General features: G+C 52.3%; 14 protein-coding genes. 5 read left to right on the top strand and 9 right to left on the bottom strand.

What is annotated here, in order from left to right:
- Positions 1-288: 288 nt before the first annotated feature.
- On the bottom strand, positions 289-1,671 hold the full coding sequence (locus V8I28_RS09200; RefSeq protein ID WP_341779827.1) for an MDR family MFS transporter: 1,383 nt from the start codon (positions 1,669-1,671) through the stop codon (positions 289-291).
- Between the two features lie 92 nt (positions 1,672-1,763).
- Between V8I28_RS09200 and V8I28_RS09195 the strand changes: the two genes are divergently transcribed.
- Positions 1,764-2,369 (top strand): TetR/AcrR family transcriptional regulator, encoded by a 606-nt coding sequence (locus tag V8I28_RS09195; protein ID WP_341779826.1) that lies wholly within the window; start codon positions 1,764-1,766, stop codon positions 2,367-2,369.
- An 83-nt stretch (positions 2,370-2,452) separates the two neighbouring features.
- On the opposite strand, the gene greA is transcribed toward V8I28_RS09195, so the two are convergent.
- A complete protein-coding gene (gene greA / locus V8I28_RS09190) occupies positions 2,453-2,932 on the bottom strand; it encodes a transcription elongation factor GreA (protein ID WP_341779825.1) in 480 nt (159 codons plus the stop codon).
- A gap of 74 nt (positions 2,933-3,006) precedes the next feature.
- Between greA and V8I28_RS09185 the strand changes: the two genes are divergently transcribed.
- The 4 genes from V8I28_RS09185 to V8I28_RS09170 all read left to right on the top strand — a co-directional run bounded on the left by V8I28_RS09185 (position 3,007) and on the right by V8I28_RS09170 (position 7,422).
- A complete protein-coding gene (locus V8I28_RS09185; RefSeq protein ID WP_341779824.1) occupies positions 3,007-3,426 on the top strand; it encodes a hypothetical protein in 420 nt (139 codons plus the stop codon).
- Positions 3,427-3,976: 550 nt separating this feature from the next.
- Positions 3,977-4,750 carry a response regulator transcription factor gene (locus V8I28_RS09180; RefSeq protein ID WP_341779823.1) on the top strand — a complete coding sequence of 258 codons (774 nt, stop codon included), beginning with the start codon at positions 3,977-3,979 and terminating at the stop codon, positions 4,748-4,750.
- A gap of 13 nt (positions 4,751-4,763) precedes the next feature.
- The gene (locus V8I28_RS09175) at positions 4,764-6,092 is read left to right on the top strand and encodes a sensor histidine kinase (RefSeq protein ID WP_341779822.1); all 1,329 of its coding nucleotides are present in this window, start codon (positions 4,764-4,766) and stop codon (positions 6,090-6,092) included.
- Between the two features lie 4 nt (positions 6,093-6,096).
- Positions 6,097-7,422 carry a signal transduction protein gene (locus tag V8I28_RS09170; RefSeq protein ID WP_341779821.1) on the top strand — a complete coding sequence of 442 codons (1,326 nt, stop codon included), beginning with the start codon at positions 6,097-6,099 and terminating at the stop codon, positions 7,420-7,422.
- Between the two features lie 1,195 nt (positions 7,423-8,617).
- Here the strand turns inward: V8I28_RS09170 and V8I28_RS09165 are convergent.
- The 7 genes from V8I28_RS09165 to V8I28_RS09135 all read right to left on the bottom strand — a co-directional run bounded on the left by V8I28_RS09165 (position 8,618) and on the right by V8I28_RS09135 (position 16,727).
- Complete coding sequence (locus V8I28_RS09165) at positions 8,618-9,505, bottom strand: RluA family pseudouridine synthase (RefSeq protein WP_341779820.1); 888 nt, start codon at positions 9,503-9,505, stop codon at positions 8,618-8,620.
- 80 nt (positions 9,506-9,585) lie between these two features.
- Complete coding sequence (locus tag V8I28_RS09160; RefSeq protein WP_020089089.1) at positions 9,586-10,041, bottom strand: universal stress protein; 456 nt, start codon at positions 10,039-10,041, stop codon at positions 9,586-9,588.
- 809 nt (positions 10,042-10,850) lie between these two features.
- Positions 10,851-12,677 carry an oligopeptide ABC transporter substrate-binding protein gene (locus tag V8I28_RS09155; RefSeq protein ID WP_341779819.1) on the bottom strand — a complete coding sequence of 609 codons (1,827 nt, stop codon included), beginning with the start codon at positions 12,675-12,677 and terminating at the stop codon, positions 10,851-10,853.
- Between the two features lie 140 nt (positions 12,678-12,817).
- The gene (locus V8I28_RS09150) at positions 12,818-13,768 is read right to left on the bottom strand and encodes an ABC transporter permease (RefSeq protein ID WP_341779818.1); all 951 of its coding nucleotides are present in this window, start codon (positions 13,766-13,768) and stop codon (positions 12,818-12,820) included.
- 15 nt (positions 13,769-13,783) lie between these two features.
- Complete coding sequence (locus V8I28_RS09145) at positions 13,784-14,743, bottom strand: ABC transporter permease (RefSeq protein ID WP_341779817.1); 960 nt, start codon at positions 14,741-14,743, stop codon at positions 13,784-13,786.
- A complete protein-coding gene (locus tag V8I28_RS09140; protein ID WP_341779816.1) occupies positions 14,743-15,717 on the bottom strand; it encodes an ATP-binding cassette domain-containing protein in 975 nt (324 codons plus the stop codon). Before V8I28_RS09140 ends, V8I28_RS09145 begins: the two co-directional genes overlap by 1 nt.
- Positions 15,714-16,727, bottom strand: coding sequence for an ABC transporter ATP-binding protein (locus V8I28_RS09135; protein ID WP_341779815.1), 1,014 nt, complete (start codon positions 16,725-16,727; stop codon positions 15,714-15,716). Before V8I28_RS09135 ends, V8I28_RS09140 begins: the two co-directional genes overlap by 4 nt.
- Between the last annotated feature and the right edge of the window lie 229 nt (positions 16,728-16,956).

The raw sequence follows: 16,956 nt of genomic DNA, 5'->3' as shown, positions 1-16,956 counted from the left end.
GGGAACTGGCGTCTTTGAGACGTGGGCTGTCGGCTCAAAGCGAGGTGTCGAGACCGCACTGTGGCTCGACCCGTCCGCCCACCGCGATCCAACCCATATTTGGCGAACGGTAAGGCGACTGCTTTCCACTACGAAATTGTAAACGACTAATATTAACGCGATGACACTAGTTTTAGTCGATTTCTGTCTTTCAACCTTCAGTTTATTTAAAAACTAAGGTTAGGCCTCGTTTTACAACCGTTAAATGAGCGCTTCTGGGCTGCCAGGACTTCGGACGCGGGGCCGTCTTTAATGGCGAGCCGAACGGTGGCTCAAGAACCAAGCCGGAATGGCCGTCACCAGAATAAAGCCGACCGACCACAGAAAGGCCGTCTGGTAGGCGGCATTCAGGCCGACACGGGGTAGGGCGTGTTGAATAATGGTGGCGAGGACGGCCGTCCCCATGGCTCCGCCGATATTTTGGAGCATTCGGGTGGCCGTGGTGGCCTCGGCAATCAGTGACTTGGGCAGTCCCGTGTAGCTGTCGGCCATGACGGGGATGGTCAGCCCCCCTTGACCAATGCCGCGAATAAAGAGCGCCAGTAGCACCCACCACAGACTGGTGGAAGCCGAGAAGAAAACGAACGGCAAGGTGCCGGCCACGGCCACCACGATAGCCACCAAGACGACCCACCGGGCGCCAATGCTATCGGTTAATTTACCAATCTGACTGCGTGAGAGCAGCAGGCCCACGCCTTGGGCGATGAGATAAGTCCCGGACCAGACGACGCTGAGCCCCCGCGTGTTTTGGAGATACAGGGGGAGCAGGAACATCGCCCCGTTGACGGCAATACCGGAGAGCATCAGAATCACCACGGCGGCGTCAAAGGTCGGTGACTTGAACAGTTTCAGGCTGACCAGCGCCTTGTCCGCCTGAAAGTAAGCGTAGAAAACGTAGGCCAATAGGCTCGCCGCGGCCACCAATAGGGGGAGCCAGACATGCTGTGAGGTGAAGTGATCGCCCGTGCTGAAGCGCGTAATGCCGATGATGGCAAACGTAAAGAGACTTGCTAGCAGGGCCAGGCTGGGAAGGTCGAGGCGCTTACCCCGATTGGGAGCGGGAAAGGCTGGCATTTTCCAGTCCAGTAGGACCAAAGAAATCGCCACCAGCGGAATGTTAATCAAGAAGATCCAGTGCCAGTTCAGCGCCTGAATCAGGTAGCCGCCGATGGTCGGCCCCAGAATGGGAATCAAGACGGCCGGCATTCCGACCACGGCCATTAACTTACCCAGACCGGTGCTTCCGGCCACCTGAACCACGAGGGTCGTAATCAGTGGGACGATCATGCCGGCCGCCGCGCCTTGAATAATCCGCCCGCTGATGAGAACCGGTAGTGTGGTGGCCCAGCTGGAGAGAAGTGATCCCAGCAAAAAGACGACCAGAGCGCCCAGATACAGGCGTTTACCATCGAACCAATTGGTGGCCCAACCGGTGACGGGAACCGTAATGCCCAACGCGAGAACGTAGCTGGTGGTAATCCACTGGACGGCGTTGACGGAAACGTGGAGTGACTTCATAATAGTGTCGAGAGCAACGTTGGTCATGGTGGTGTCGAGCAGTGGCGCGATGGCCCCAATGACCAGGAAGAGTGCGATTTGTGTGATATTTTGTTGCGATTTTTGTGTAGACATCGAATCACCTGATTTTTAAATTAGATACGGCCGTATCTTATTGACGGAATATTACACCCGAATTTAAAAAAAGACAAGGGAGACTAATCGAAATGGCAGAAAAAAAGACCCGACGACGGGGGCCGGCCCTGACGACCGCGATTTTGGAGGCCGCCTGGGCCCAACTTCAGGAGAAGGGCTACCAAGCCCTCACCATCGAAGGCGTGGCGGCCGCGGCTTCGACCACCAAGACGGTGTTGTACCGGCGCTGGCCGGATAAGGCCCACCTCGTAATCGCCGCCTTTGCGCGGTTCGGCGGGTTCACGGGCTATGTGGTCCCGGATACCGGTAGTTTACGGACGGATTTTCTGGCGTTAATGGGCCAGATGGCGGCCTTCTTGGATAAATTACAGGACGAGACGTTTCGGGGACTGCTGGCGGATCGTCTCCAGCACTTGGAGTTGGATAACTTACTGACCCAAGCCAACGACCACGACCCGGATCATGGTATTCAAAAGATCGTCCAACCCCTGTTGGATCATGCGGCCGCACGTGGGGAGATTACCCACGCTCAGTGGCCGGATCGGTTGGTCAACTTACCCGGCATCCTCCTGATTAACGAAGTGATTACTCGGCAGGCTTTGCCTTTAGAGGCCCGGTATGAAATAGTTGATCAAATCTTGTTGCCGGTTTTTGGGGCAACTTCGTCACGGGATTAACGTTGTGGATATAACAAATACCGGCTCGAATCGTGGGAAACGATCCGAGCCGGTATTTTTAGCGTGGTATAATATTCCTAATATTACGCGGGGCGTTCCAGGCTCACCGCGAGAATGGTAACCTGATAACTGGCGTTAGGCGCCTTGACGGTCACCGTTTCGCCGGGACGGTGACCCAGTAAGGCCTTGCCCAGCGGCGATACACGGGTAATCTTGCCCGCCTCGAGGTCGGCCTCCTGGGTGCCCACGAGTTGATAACTGACCTGATCGTCATCGTCCATGAATTTAACGGTGACCCATTTGCCCAGCTCGACGCGCTCGTCGTGGCTGGGCGCGATGACCTTGGCGTACTGTAGTTGCTTGTTGAAGAACCGTAGCTGGCTTTCCAGATGCCGCAGGTCCCGCTTGGCCGCGGAATATTCCGCGTTCTCTGAGAGGTCGCCGTGGGCCCTGGCCTCGGCGAGAATGGCGATCTTCTCCGGTCGGTCGGCCTCTAGTGCCGCGATTTTTTGTTGCAGGTCGCGATACCCTGCAGCGGTGATGGGATTGAAATCTCCTGCCATGTGCTCCACCTCATTTACAATCGAATTTACCCCAATTTTACCAAGTTTTTTGAAAAAGAAAAGGAGTTCTCCCTATGAAGTTATCCGTCTCATATTGGTTACGTCAGGCCGGCATTGGTCTGGTCTTTATCCTCGTGATTGCCTTACTCGGGCATCTCAATTATGCCCAGTGGCGCCTGTTGCCAGGAATGACCGGTGCCGACTGGTATTTTCTGGTGAGCTGGCTGTGTTTTCCGTTCGCCAAGTGGGTCATTTTGGAGGATAAACGCGCGGTCCAGGCCCCCACGATTCACCGTAAGAAAAAGCAACGAGCGGCCGATCAGACGGCGTCGGTCTATGAACGCATGAGTCGGCCCCAACGGGAACCCCGCCTGGAGGCCGCCCCCAAGGCCCCGTTGAAATGGTATTGGCGTGGCTTGGTAGACATCGCGTTGGCATTCTTTGGGCCCTTAATTTTGGGCGGTTACGTCACTTATTCGCTACGACACAATTGAATTGTGCTGATTTTTACTGCTTTAACGTGCAAAAATTGACGTTTTTGCGACTTAGCGTACGATAAGCAAAAACCATGGTAAAGTTATGACAGTTGGAAGGGGTCAGTTTCACAGGACTGATGTTGCGAATCAACTAATTAAAGTATGCGTGGTTGTGGTCACAATTTGGGGGAGGCCGCAATCAGATTCGCACCCTGAGATTATCTAATCAAGTGGACAGTTGGCAGAGTAGAAGATTAGTCTGAAACTTAGGCGCCAGTAGCAGGATTTTCAGTGATGGACTGAAGAGTAAGTGACTGAATCGGGTTATCATAATACCTAAGGGATTCATGACTTCATTAGAACTTGGGGGAGTGCTAATTAAGCCAACGCCGGTAATTAAATAATCCAATCAAAAGGGAATCATCTGAGGGGATGATTCTTTTTTTGTGGGAGGAAACGATTGCAACCGGGGGTGAATCAAGGTACATTAAGGAGTAATAGGGTTACGGTATAATTGGATTGTGGTATTGGTTAATTTAACATTTTTTCGAACAGGATTACTATTAGAGTGAAAGGACGTGATCGGGTGTTAGCCGTCTATCTTTGTGAAGATAATCCGGAGCAACTCGTCCACTATACGGATGTCATCAAACGCTACATTATGATTAATGACTATGATATGCAAGTTCGTCTGGCAACGCCCAGTCCCAAAGCGTTGTTAACGGATTTAGCCGACAATCCCCCGGAGTACGCACTGTTTTTCTTGGACATTGAGTTTCCCGCGGAAGACACCACGGGACTGGAGACGGCGATTGCCATCCGAAAGCAACTGGGCTTTGCCGAGATTGTCTTCGTCACCACCCACTCGGAAATGGCGTTACTGACCTTCGAACGGAAGGTGGAACCCATGGACTTCGTGGTGAAGGACTTAGGGCGGGCCCAGATTGATCAAAAATTGCGGGAAAACGTGGACTACGGGTATCAGCGCTATACCAATTACTTAGGCAACACGGAAAATCTCTTTAGTTATAACATCGGTGGGCGGACGTTTAGCCTGCCAATGGGCGACGTCTACTTCGTGGCGACCGCCGCCACCCCACATAAGGTGACCGTCCACGCGGCCAATCAATTGATGGAGTTTCCGGGATTCTTGAAGGATATTGCGGATCAGTATCCGGAACTCTATCGGACGGATAAAAGTTTTCTGGTCAATTTAGACAACGTTAGTGGCATCGACACCGCCACCCGGCGCCTGATCTTTCCGAACGGGGACCAGACGGATGTGGCGACGCGCCGGTTCCACGAGGTCAAGACACTGGTGCAAAAACATTTAAAGTCCTGAGAGGGTGCAAGAAATGGTGGACTTATTTCAAATATTTGATCGCCGCTTCTGGGTAAACCTGGTCTTGGCGGTCACCATGCAATGGTTCATCACGTTGTGGATTGGTGTAATTCGCCCCCAGAACTGGAAGCTCCCCTTGAAGTGGGTGGGGTGGGGGTTAATCCCCGCCTTTATCGGGCAGTCGTGGAGCCTGTTGATTCCGCCCATCAGTGCGCTGGTCTACCTGGTTCATCACCGGCGTAAATCGGCGCTAATCTTTGTCAATGCCACGATCGTCATTTATTTAGTCGTGGTGTTGATTAACGATGTCTGTCGCCAGGTCTTCATCGAGTTGTGGGGCCTGGACTTTACCAATGGCGCGTCCGGAGTCGCCGCGCGACTGATCTTCCAATTCGTGATCTACCTGCTAATTTCGATCGGGGTGTCCGGCATGCGGCTACAACCGGGGAACCTGGATGCTCTGGACTTCAGTCGCAAGGAGCAATGGACGGTGATGGGGCTTCTGGCCAGTCTAGCGCTACTCGCAGAGATGTCATCGCTGATTATTCACCACCTGCAGATTACCCACGCCATGTTGACGTTTGCGCTGAGCATCGAACTCGTGATGATTTTATTGATTGCGGCGAGCCTCTTTGCCTTTCTCCAAAGCTTCTTTCACCGGCAACGGGTGCGGGCTAACTATCAAGAAAGCCTGTTAAAGAATCGCTATGACCGGCGCATGTCCGATCAGGTCCGAGCCATTCGGCAATTCACGCACAATTACCAGCAGCAGATGCTCCGCCTAGGCGACTATCTGGACGCCGAGGATTACGAGGGTCTAGCGACCTACTATCAAACGCTGAGTTCGCGGTGGTCGACGACTCACCACCTCGTGGGTCTTGAGGCGGACGGCCTCCAGCAGCTGGGTGATCCGCCGTTGAAGAGTTTACTCTTTCAAAAATTACTGGCGGCGCAAAATCAAGGTAAGGAAGTTCGGCTGGAGATTCCCGATCCGGTGAAGACGCTACCCATGGATAGCATGCAGCTCCTGCGGGTGGTCGGCATTCTCCTGGATAACGCGATTGAGGCCCCCGTCGTCGGGGATGACCACACGATTTATTGTGCGATTCTGGACTATCCCGGTGCGGTGGAACTGTCTGTGGCCAACCCGATTTCGGCCGACAATCCGCCGAAGATTAATCAGTTCATGCAGGCCGGATATTCCACCAAGGGGGGAAACCACGGCCTGGGACTGAGCACCGTTCAGGAGATTGTCGATCGGACGGCCAACGCCGCGTTGCAGATTGCCAACAAGCACGGCCGACTGTTCTTTACGGTTATTTTAACGAAACCGGGGAGGTGAGCACGTGATTACGGTTAATTCGGTCAGTTTTGGCCTTGCCGACTTTTCGTTGGTTTTTTGGTTCGTTTACTTTCAATACTACTGGTTCCCACGATTACACGTGAAGAAGAATTTCTTACTGTTCTGTGCCGTCATGGGCCTAGGCTTCACGGCCTTGGATCTGCTAAATCCCTTTACGGCGGCGAGTTCGCTACTGGGAATGCTCCCCATTATCGTGCTTTTGTCAGTCGAAGTCGGGATTCTCGCGTTCAAAAATAGTTGGCAGTATCTACCAGCTTTTATCGACGTGTCGATTCTGGCCTATCTGTTGATTGAATTTATCGACATGACGGTGATTGCCGGCACCATTCGCCTGACGAGTGTCACCTTTGCGGCCAGCGTGTGGGGCACGCTGACGGAGCTGACAATCGATACCGTCCTGTTCACCATGGTGGCCATGGGCATCTTGCTGACCCGGGCACCGATGGAAAACCTGATTCAGGCCATGCTGGGGCGTTCCACGGAGTACCTGTTTCTCATCTTCATGACGGTCTTGGGTCTGGTCTACATTTTATTTGAATACTCGTTGCAAAGTCTGGCCGATTCCGACCACTACCTGATTTTCTTAGCCGGAATTTCGGGCACGCTGGTCGTGGGCCTGACATTGAGCACCTACATGCTGATGCAGACCCATTTGCAGGAGGAACATACCCAGTTGCAGACGCAGCAACAGGCCTTTCGGGAGCAGTACACCACGGAGCTGAACCGTCAGTTAGGTGCCGTGCGTAAATTCAGTCATGACTATCAAAACATGTTGCTGGGGCTAGGAGGCTATCTCGAGGATCACGACTACGAGGGCTTTCGCCAGCTCTACATCGACATTCGTTCGGGCTGGGCGACCAGCAATGCTGCCGAGCTCACGGTGGACGACCTCTCGAACATTCCAACGCCGGGATTGCGCTATGAGCTGTACCACAACTATCTCTTGGCGCGCGAAAGTGGGGTTCAGCTCTTCGTGAAGGTTCCGGAACCTCTGACGGCGACGGTCTCAGCACTTAAAGAAATGGTCCGGCTGGTCAATCAGACGATTCCGCCCATTTTACCCGGAATCAGTCACGTGAAGCCGCCGATGATCACGCTAGAATTGACCGAAACGGCGCAGTTGCTACGCCTTTCGCTGACCTTTCCGGTGCCCGCGGACGCGCAGGTCGATGGCAAGCACCGGGTGGTGGCGGAAAAGGGGATGCTGGACTTCTCCAAACTCCAACGTTCGTTGCCACAGGCGGCCACGAGTACGCTACAAGTCAAGCTCCACTGGGGCCAGCTGATCGTTGCCCTACCAAAAGGATAGTTCAAGCCTTGGAAGTTTCACAAAGTTTGTTTGCTGAGACAATTAACTAGAAAGTAATGTAGTGGATAAGTACGATTACGAAAGCGCTTGCAATTCTACTGCCATCTGATATACTGAGACATGTAATACCAATCAATCTTTCAGAGAAGCCCGAATAATTTGGCAGTTTGACGGGTTCTCGACTTTGTGAAAGTAACTCTTATCGTAAAGATTAGACTTGCCTTTACAGACCGGGCCAACTGTTCAGTTGACGCGATCAGGTTGCTCAATGCTACATATTGAGATATGGCTAAGCTGAGTGAACAGCGTTTTTCTGACTACACCTTAAAGATGTTGCGAATACTCAATGATGCTGGGAACCGGAGCCGGTTACTCCGGTTTTTTTTGCGTCCACGGGGCTTGGCGCGATGCCAGTAACACTGCCGGTGGTTGCAGTTACATGTGCGGAGGCTGGCCGCCTTCCGTTCGCAAAATATGAGCTGGATCGCGGTGGGCGGACGTTCCGAGCCAAAGAGCGGTCTCGGAACTCGCTTGGAACCGCAAGCCCACGTTTCCAAGACGCCATGCCCTAACCGGCGAGAATCGTGCCGCTAAGGGCATCCCACGGCTGAGCTCATATTTTGCTTCACTTCCGGCTACGGTCTACGTCATCAACTACGGTTAGTTTGGTGTCATCCACGACGATTAGCGTTCTTAGCGTAGTCGGAGCCGATGCAACGTGGCTGTCGTTCACAGTCTACCTCGTAGGCGGCTATCAGCAGGTTGAACGTCCAATAATCGCAGACAATCAGGTATGGTAATTTAAGCGAAAATCACTGTGGTTTTTAGCCCTTACTAATCACTAATGTAAAATCTCAGAGATTTGATGCAACGCTGGCGGCAACTAAAGGAAAACTTTAGGAATGGATGCGGCAGTTGGCACACGAAAAAACGTAGCGTAATCCCGGCCGCACCCGGAGTTACGCTACGTTTCACTTTATCAAACTATCTACATTAAGTTGACTACTCCCCAAACCAATAAGATGGCCAACATCCCCGCCAGAATGATTAGGGCTAGTTTTTGTTGCCAGCGCATCAAATCCCCCCTAGCCATATCAACTGACCATAGTATAACGAAAATTAATGATTAACAACCACAATCGTCCTTATCGTACAATTTTTGACGATTACGAGTCTGGGGTTGACAAACCCGCGGCTAATCGCTAAATTGGGCGAAATCTGACGGTACGGGGGCCGTCACGGTCGTTAGGGGGCCGTCAATGGTAAAAGGCTGGGGGAAGGTTAAACGCCAGCAGTGAAGCCGTAAGCGGTCCTGACTGGATGGCCCGTAGAGCGGGTCGCCAATCAATGGGTGACCGGCCGCGGCGAGGTGTACGCGAAGCTGGTGGGTGCGGCCGGTCTCAAGCCAGAGCTTAACGAGCGTGGCGTTTTCGCGGTGGTCACAAGCGGTGTAGTGGGTCACGGCGGCCTGCGCCTGTGGGCCGTTGACCCGGCGTTTGCGGCGATCCAGCGGGTCACGGCCAATTGGGGCGGTGAAGGTACCGCTGCCCTGCAGATGGCCACGGACCCACGCCAGATAGGTCCGCTGCACGCGTTTCTCGGCAATGTTGCGCACCATGATTGGAACTACGGCGGGCGTCTTGGTCATCATCAAGGCCCCGGTCGTCTCCTGGTCCAGCCGGCTTAAAATGTAGGGGCCGGGTTGACGGTCACCCAGGTAGGCGGCCACGTGATTAAGCGTGGTGCCGCGTTCACCAGGTTGGTTGGGGTGGGTTTTACTGCCCCGCGTTTTATTTACCACCAGGAGATCGGCGGTCTCATAGAGAACGGCCACGGTGGCGGCGCTGTCGAGCGCGACGTCGGGAAAGGGTTCGGCAAAGTCGGTGGGCAGAAAGGTCAGTTGGACGACCTCACCACCACTCACCGGTTGATTCATGGACCGGTATGAGCCGTTGACCAAGACCCGTTGGCTGATTCGCAGGTCGTGGATGAGGTGCTTGGGAATTAGCCAGGCGCTGAGGAGTTGACGTAGGGGCTGTGACGTTTGGTTGAGGGGCAGGGGGATGGTGTAAGACCAATGCATAAGGCGAAGTCGTCCTTTCTAGCGGTTTTTTCAGACAAAATGACCCGCCGCGGGTGCGACAGGTCATTTTAAAAGTTCGTTTATTTAGTCAGTTCTGGCTTAACGATCAACACGTCGCAGATTGCGGAACGACTGACGTAGTTGGTAACGGAACCAACCATCAACCGTTCAACGGCGGTCAATCCGGTTGACCCAATCACGATTAATTCTGAACCGTGGTCTGCGGGGAATTCCCGGGCGATAACGGGCTTAGGATTCCCAAACCGTACGTGAATGCTGACATCCGGAACGCCGGCGTTAATGGCTTGTTGCTTCAAGCTTTCCAGCCGGTCTTGAACGTCTTGCGAGAGCTTGTAGATTACATCGCCACTCACAGCGCCACCGTAAGTATCGCTGAATTGGTTAACTTCGAGAACGTTTAAGATATCAAGATGCGTTTGGTTACGTTTAGCGACTTCAATTGCTTTTTCTAAAACTGGTTGGGTTGCCTTAGAACCGTCAACGGGAACCAGAATGTTCTTGTATTGTTGTAACATATAGAATGCCACCCCTTCACGAGACATGTTGATACTTTACCTATACTATATCATTTATTGCCGGCTGTGTAAGCACTTAATTGCCCGTCTCATAGTGAAAGGACGTGAAAAAGCCGTATTTTACGGGGTTGATGCGAATCAAAAAAATCTGGGCCTCACACTTGACTATCCGTGGCATCAGCCGAAGTGGTGAGGTCAGGCCGTAAATGGCGGCTAATGACTGATAGTCGTGCCATGACGGATCGTTAAGGATATGGATTTTTAGCGAAAATGAAAGGCCTAGACGTGATCCAAAGGGCTGACCGTTCAGTCGGGTGTCTTCGTTAGGCCGGTCAAAGAACTGGGAAAAGCGGTGATAATAAAATAAATATCGGACGCCATTTTGTGGCGGGTATTTGGTCGATTTTAGGGGAATCTATCGGGGCTAGCGTGGTTATTAAAACACTTATAAACGGCGACACACCGGGATTTTTGGGCTTGGCAGGGACGCCACTTTCGCGTATAGTGGCGAGTACAGAACTCAAGATGAATTGGGGCGTATCATGAAATATTAGCTCAACCGTCGGCTAGCACTAGCACAAACGGGGTGGTCGGTGGGATTGCGCGGAGGCGGAGTAATCGTAACCTGGGGTGAACTGATGGCGCGGGGACCGGCACCGTTACATGTAATTGGGGTTCGCCGTCTGCCCATTGGGGTCTTAGGCCGCGTCGTGAGTGACGTGGATCCGTTGGGCCGTGGCGATTGCCACTAAAAAAACCGCCGCATCGCAGAGGATGTGACGGTTCAGTTGGACTAGATTGGCGTTCGCCTACTTCATGCTTGAAGAAGTAAAGGACAATCCGGACCAGAAGTTACTGTTAGCTGGACTCATGTTGAAGCCCTTAACCCGCTTGTTAACAGGTGCCCAGTTGTAGCTGAATGAATCAGGGGCAACGGCCGCTTGGTCATTCATGTATTCTTGCCATTGCTTGAAGGCCTTGATCCGGTAGCTTTCATTCCAGGCCTTGCTGTTGTTCATGTTGTTCATCAGTTGGGTGTTCTTCTTAGAAACGAAGTGACCCATGTTGTAAGTTGCGTCTTCACCGTAGATTTGCGTAGGCGTTGGTTCGGATGATAAGCCCCAGGCAGCGTCGTAGACGTCAATCTTACTTTGCTTAGGTGCTTGCAACGTGGAGTAGAAGCTGTTCATTTCCATCGTCTTACCCGTGGCAAACTTCACGTTCAAGCCAATCTTGTGCCATTGTTGCAGGTAGTCTTGGTATTCGGCGGCTTGAGCTGAAGTCCCGGTCATGGCACCGAAGTAGATGGTTAACTTCTTGCCATTAGGATCGGAACGCCACTTACTACCGTTACGCTTCTTGTAACCGGCATCGGTCAGCAACTTGTTGGCCTTCTTGATGTTCAGTGGGTAGCCCTTGGCTGAAGAATCCCAGTACTTCTGGAAGATTGGTGGGATTAGGGTGTTGGCCCGCCAAGTAATACCGTTCCCGAACTTCTTGCTGATGGCATCGAGATTCAGAGCGTACATCATGGCTTGACGTAAGCTCTTGTTGGCCATCTTGCTATTCTTGTCCATGACGTTCTTTTGGGTCTTGGTGTCGTAGTGCCCCACGTTGAAACCAAAGTAGTCATAGGACAACGCTGGTTGACCCGTAATCTGGTAGTTCTTGACACTCTTCAATTGCTTGTAGTCGGTCCCGTGCAGAACACCGTAAGGCAACGTGAAGTCGTACTTGTTAGACTGGATGGCCTTGTCGATGTTGTTGGAAGAAACGACATTGATTGAGATGTGCTTGATCTTAGGGGTCTTGCCGTAGTAGTACTTGTTTGGTGACCAAGTGGTGGATTCACCTTCGACCACCTTATCCAACTTGTAAGGACCCGTGAAGATTGGGTTCTTCCGGACTTGCTTGGAGGAAGCTAACTTGGCAATTGGGACGTTCTTGATGTATTCGTAAGGTTCAACGGTTCCCCAGATAAAGGAGTTTCCCAGGTATTGCATAGCTGGGGTGACTTTGGTCAAATGAATAACCACAGTCCGCCCCTTTTGACCATCGGGGAAGGTAATCCCGGAGATGGTCTTGGCGTTACCCGTGTGGTAGGCCGCCATCCCTTTGATGTTATTGAAGTCGGCGGAGTATTGTTGCGAAGTCGTCTTCTTGTTAGCGATGACTTCGTATGGATACTCGATATCCTTGGCGGTGACGGGATCACCGTTAGACCACTTGGCGTTCTTCCGTAACGTAATCGTGACGGTCTTGGCCTTCCGATTGATCGTTTGGTTAGCTAAGCCACCCTTGATGATCTTGAAGTTCTTATCGGTGTGGAACAGGCCGTTGGTGTTGTTGGCCTGGTCACCACCGGGTGAGAAGACGTCGGTATCTTCGGAGTTTGTCGACAGAACGGGGTCAGAGATCCCTTGGAATGGCGAGTCGTTTGGTTCGGCCAGCTTTAAGGTGCTATTCTTAGTGGCCGTCTTATCGGTCGCTTTCGTGTTCTTATAAGCCGCTTTTAATTGCACGGAAGCGCCGCTAGTGCCGCTCTTGGAACTGGATGAACTCTTGCTGGAACATGCCGCGAGGCTGACGGTTGCGAGAACCGCCATGGCGGACAAGGCAAGCTTTTTCTTATCCATACTATGTTTCCCCCTTGATTTTAAAAAATCCTCTATGAGACAGGCGTATGATTCTCCTCAGGATCACGCGTCGTTACGGTGAATTGAACGTCCTGCTTGATGAGTGGGCACCATCTCCTCAAATGGCTCATGTATTTAAGCTAGTTGATTGAACCCTGACGTTGCGAAGCATCCGCAGCGCGTCGAAGCACTTGGCCAACGTAGCTGATTGAAAGACATAAAATAATAATTTCTAACGCCGCTGGGAACCAGGTCCACCAGTATTGGGTGATGTTGTTCGGGTCGTTGGCGTTAGCGATCATCGTCCCTAACGACGGCGTCTGGCTGGGAAGCCCGAAGCCCAGGTAGGATAGTCCGGTTTCAACCCCGATGTTCTCGGCGAAGGAAAGGGTACAGTCAACGATGATTAAAGAAGAAATATTCGGCATGATTTCTCTAAAGATAATCTTCCAATGACTGGTCCCGGAAGCCTTGGAGGCGGCCACGTAGTCCTTTTCCGCTTCGGCCAAGGTTCGCGACCGAATCAGCCGTGACGTACCTTCCCAATAGAAGATGGAAAAGATAAACGTCAGGGTGACGGAGTTGTAGTGGGGGATGATGGTGACCAAAACGATGATCATCATGGTCATTGGCAACATCATCATGAAGTCGTAAATCCGTTGCATGCCCCAGTCGATGTAGCCGTTGAAGTAGCCGGAGATTAACCCCCAGCAAATCCCGAAGGTCGAAGAGATGACCGTCAGTCCGATGGCGATGCCGATGGAGTTCCGGGAACCGACGATCAGCTGTTTAGCCACCGAACGCCCCGCCGAATCGGCCCCGAGCCAATAATCGGCGGTAAACGGTTGGTTGAAGTAACCCATGATGTTGGTCTCCATCATCTTGGGCGTATTGATGAACAAGGCGCCAATCATGACGAAGAGGATGAAGCCCACGATGATGATGAGGGCCGCCATGGCGGGTTTGTCCGCCTTAAATTCACTCCAGATAATCTTAGCCGTGGAAGGCGTGGCCTCGGCCTGCGCTTCCTGGGTTAACCGGGCTAAATCAGCCGCGGAAATATCTGAGTGTTGTTCGAAATTTTCTGCCATTCTGTTTAGCCTCCCTTACTGGATTCGAATACGTGGATCGACAATGCTTAGAATAATATCGGATAACAATGTTCCAATCAGGTTCAAGATCCCGTAGATAAGGACCAATGCGGTGATGACGGTGTAATCCCGGTAGCTAATGGAGTTCACGAAGAGCAGCCCCATGCCGGGATACGAGAAGACCGTTTCGGTAAAGATGGACCCGTTTAACAGACCGGTGATGGAGTAGCCGGCGAAAGCGGCGATGGGTAGCAGGGAGTTCCGGAAGATGTGGTGCCGGTAGATATCCTTGCTAGGAACCCCTTTCGACCGCGCCGTTCGCACGTAATCGGAATGCTTGGAGTCAATCACTTCGGAACGCAGGTACTGGACGATATTGACGGTCCCGAACAACGCCCCGAGTAAGCCGGGTAGGAGAATATGGTAGAAACGCGATCCTAAGGTTTGTATCCAGTTGTTAGCGCTCGAGGAAATCGACCCGGTCGTTGGGAACCAGCCCAACACGTAACCGAAGATCCAAATGCCGATGACCAAGATGACGAAGAAGGGAATACAGTAGGTTACGTAGGTGTAGACCCGGATGATGGTGTCGGGGAGTTTGCCTTCATGCCGCCCGGCGTAGACGCCCATTGGCAGGGCGAAGACGTAGGTCAGAATCATGGTGAAGAGGGCTAACCATAGGGTGTTCGCAGCCCGACCACCGATTAAGCGAGTAACCGGTTCCTGATACTGATAACTGTTCCCTAAGTTACCGTGGAACAGGTGAACCACCCAGTTCCAGTATTGCTGGTACCAGGGATCGTACAGACCATTGATTTTCATTAAATGGTGAATCTGTGCGGGGTCCGCCTTCGGGTTAATGGAGCCGGTGAACGGGTCACCGGGCATGGCTTTGGCCAGTAGGAAGACCAGAATACTTAAGATAATAACTTCGGGAATCATGATTAAGAAACGCCGGAGAATTGTTTTCCACATTAGGCCTGCACCTCCCCTTCCTGACGAGCGAGTTGTTGCGCAACATTTTGCGGTAAGGCAACGGCGTGAGTCGGGGTGACCTGAACCAATGGGTAGGCCTCCCCCTGTTCGTCGTAGTACTTACTCCGCTGTTCCCGGTAGACTTCCTCAACGGCTAGCCGCGAAGCACGGTGGGCCTCACGCGAGTTGACGTTGGTTTCGGGAATGGCGGCCAGGAGTCGCTTGGTGTAGATGTGCAGGGGATGATTGTAGATGTCATCTCGCGTGCCAATCTCCACTAAACGACCGCGGTTCATGATGGCAATGTTATTGCACATGTGCCGAACCACCCCTAGATCATGGGAGATGAAGAGGTAGGAAATGCCGAATTCACGCTGAATCTTCTTCATAAAGTTCAGCACCTGCGCTTGAACGGAAAGGTCCAAGGCAGAAACCGGTTCATCGGCAATGATTAGCTTGGGATTCGTGGCCACCGCTCGGGCGACACCGATCCGTTGGCGTTGTCCACCGGAGAACTGGTGCGGGTACTTGTAGAGGGCATCCGCGTCCAGACCGACGATGTTTAATAATTGCAAAACCCGTAATTTTTCATCGTCTTTGCTTAGGTGTTCAAAGTTCCGGAGAGGTTCGGCGATGATATCTTCGATCCGCTTCCGGGGATTCAGACTGGAGAGTGAATCCTGAAAGATCATTTGGACATCGTGGTTGTAATCCAACTTGCGGCGATTCTCGGCCTTGGTAATATCGAGACCCTTGTATAGGATGGAACCGCTGGTAACCTTTTCGAGGCCAACCACGGATTTACCAGTGGTGGACTTACCGGACCCGGATTCACCGACCAGTCCGTAGGTTTCGCCGGCCTCGATGTTGAAGCTGACGCCGTCCACGGCCCGAACGGAATCGGTGATACGGTTCCAGAAGCCGGAACGAATCGGATAATGAACTTTTAAATCCTTAATTTCGATTAGGCTCATGCCTTCACGCTCCCTTGCTCATCTGGAAATTGGAAATGCTTGTAACAGGTACACCGCACCTCGTGACCGGGGGCCACCTCGTGCATCGTCGGATTCTTTTCGTGAGCCTCGGCCGGCACCCATGGAATCCGGGGGGCGAAGCGATCGCCCGTGGCCGGCATCTTTTGTAAGGAAGGCACATTGCCCTGGATGACGTAGAGGTCGTCGTTTTCATTGTCTCGTTGAGGCATGGACCGCAGTAAGGAGCGGGTGTAAGGGTGCTCAGGTGTATTGAAGACCTGTTCAACCGCTCCCTGCTCGACGATTTGGCCGGCGTACATAACCGCCACCCGATCGGCCGTCTCGGCCACCACCCCTAAGTCGTGGGTGATGAGGATGATGCCGGCGTGATTTTCTTTTTGAATATCGCGTAAGACGTCTAGGATCTGGGCTTGAATGGTCACGTCGAGGGCCGTCGTTGGTTCATCGGCAATGATGAGGTCCGGCTTGCAGGCGATGGCAATGGCGATGATGACCCGTTGCCGCATCCCCCCGGAGAGTTCGTGGGGGAACTGCCGCGCGGTCCGTTGGGGATTGACGATCCCAACCTGGTCGAGCAATTCGAGCACGCGCTTGTGCTTGTCCTCGGCGGAGAGGTCGGTATGGTAGTCCATGACTTCACTGATCTGTTCTTCAATTCGTTTTAACGGATTCAACGCAGACAAGGGGTCCTGGAAGATCATGCCAATTTTGGCCCCTCGGAATTGGTTGTAACCCTGTTCATCAAGTTTCAGGAGGTCGGTGCCTTCAAAGTCGACTTCGCCGGAAATTTTAGTCTCTGCCGGATCATGGAGTCCCATGATGGTAGTGGCTAGGGTACTCTTACCACAGCCTGATTCACCAACGATGGCGAGAATTTCGTCGTGTTGGACCTGGAGGTTAATGTGGGAGATGGCGTCATAGTACTGGCCGTCGATCTTGAAAGCCGTGCTGACGTCCTTAATGTTTAGAAAGTTTGATGCGGTTTCCACGGAAATCCCTCCCAATGTTCTAATCTACTTCTCATTTAGAGATAAAGCTTGATGAATAAACGTCTTGGCGTATTCAATTTGCTTGAGAACAATAATTGTTTTTGATTATAGTTAATCAAATTCTCATTTACAACCCCCAGATTTTAAATTTGGTCATAAAATATTCATAAAATCCTCATAAACTTTGTTATATCAATCTTCGCAGAAATTGAATAAAATGATAAAAAAT

This window comes from Levilactobacillus sp. HBUAS70063 (assembly GCF_038374745.1).
In the GTDB taxonomy this organism is placed as follows: domain Bacteria; phylum Bacillota; class Bacilli; order Lactobacillales; family Lactobacillaceae; genus Levilactobacillus.
This window is presented reverse-complemented; position numbering and strand designations above follow the sequence as displayed.

What these genes read in the sequence shown, in the direction of transcription:
- V8I28_RS09150 (WP_341779818.1), bottom strand. Translation starts at nt 13,768, where the DNA reads ATGGCAGAAAATTTCGAACAACACTCAGATATTTCCGCGGCTGATTTA.
- V8I28_RS09165 (WP_341779820.1), bottom strand. Translation starts at nt 9,505, where the DNA reads ATGCATTGGTCTTACACCATCCCCCTGCCCCTCAACCAAACGTCACAG.
- greA (WP_341779825.1), bottom strand. Translation starts at nt 2,932, where the DNA reads ATGGCAGGAGATTTCAATCCCATCACCGCTGCAGGGTATCGCGACCTG.
- V8I28_RS09145 (WP_341779817.1), bottom strand. Translation starts at nt 14,743, where the DNA reads ATGTGGAAAACAATTCTCCGGCGTTTCTTAATCATGATTCCCGAAGTT.
- V8I28_RS09160 (WP_020089089.1), bottom strand. Translation starts at nt 10,041, where the DNA reads ATGTTACAACAATACAAGAACATTCTGGTTCCCGTTGACGGTTCTAAG.
- V8I28_RS09140 (WP_341779816.1), bottom strand. Translation starts at nt 15,717, where the DNA reads ATGAGCCTAATCGAAATTAAGGATTTAAAAGTTCATTATCCGATTCGT.
- V8I28_RS09185 (WP_341779824.1), top strand. Translation starts at nt 3,007, where the DNA reads ATGAAGTTATCCGTCTCATATTGGTTACGTCAGGCCGGCATTGGTCTG.
- V8I28_RS09155 (WP_341779819.1), bottom strand. Translation starts at nt 12,677, where the DNA reads ATGGATAAGAAAAAGCTTGCCTTGTCCGCCATGGCGGTTCTCGCAACC.
- V8I28_RS09195 (WP_341779826.1), top strand. Translation starts at nt 1,764, where the DNA reads ATGGCAGAAAAAAAGACCCGACGACGGGGGCCGGCCCTGACGACCGCG.
- V8I28_RS09175 (WP_341779822.1), top strand. Translation starts at nt 4,764, where the DNA reads ATGGTGGACTTATTTCAAATATTTGATCGCCGCTTCTGGGTAAACCTG.
- V8I28_RS09200 (WP_341779827.1), bottom strand. Translation starts at nt 1,671, where the DNA reads ATGTCTACACAAAAATCGCAACAAAATATCACACAAATCGCACTCTTC.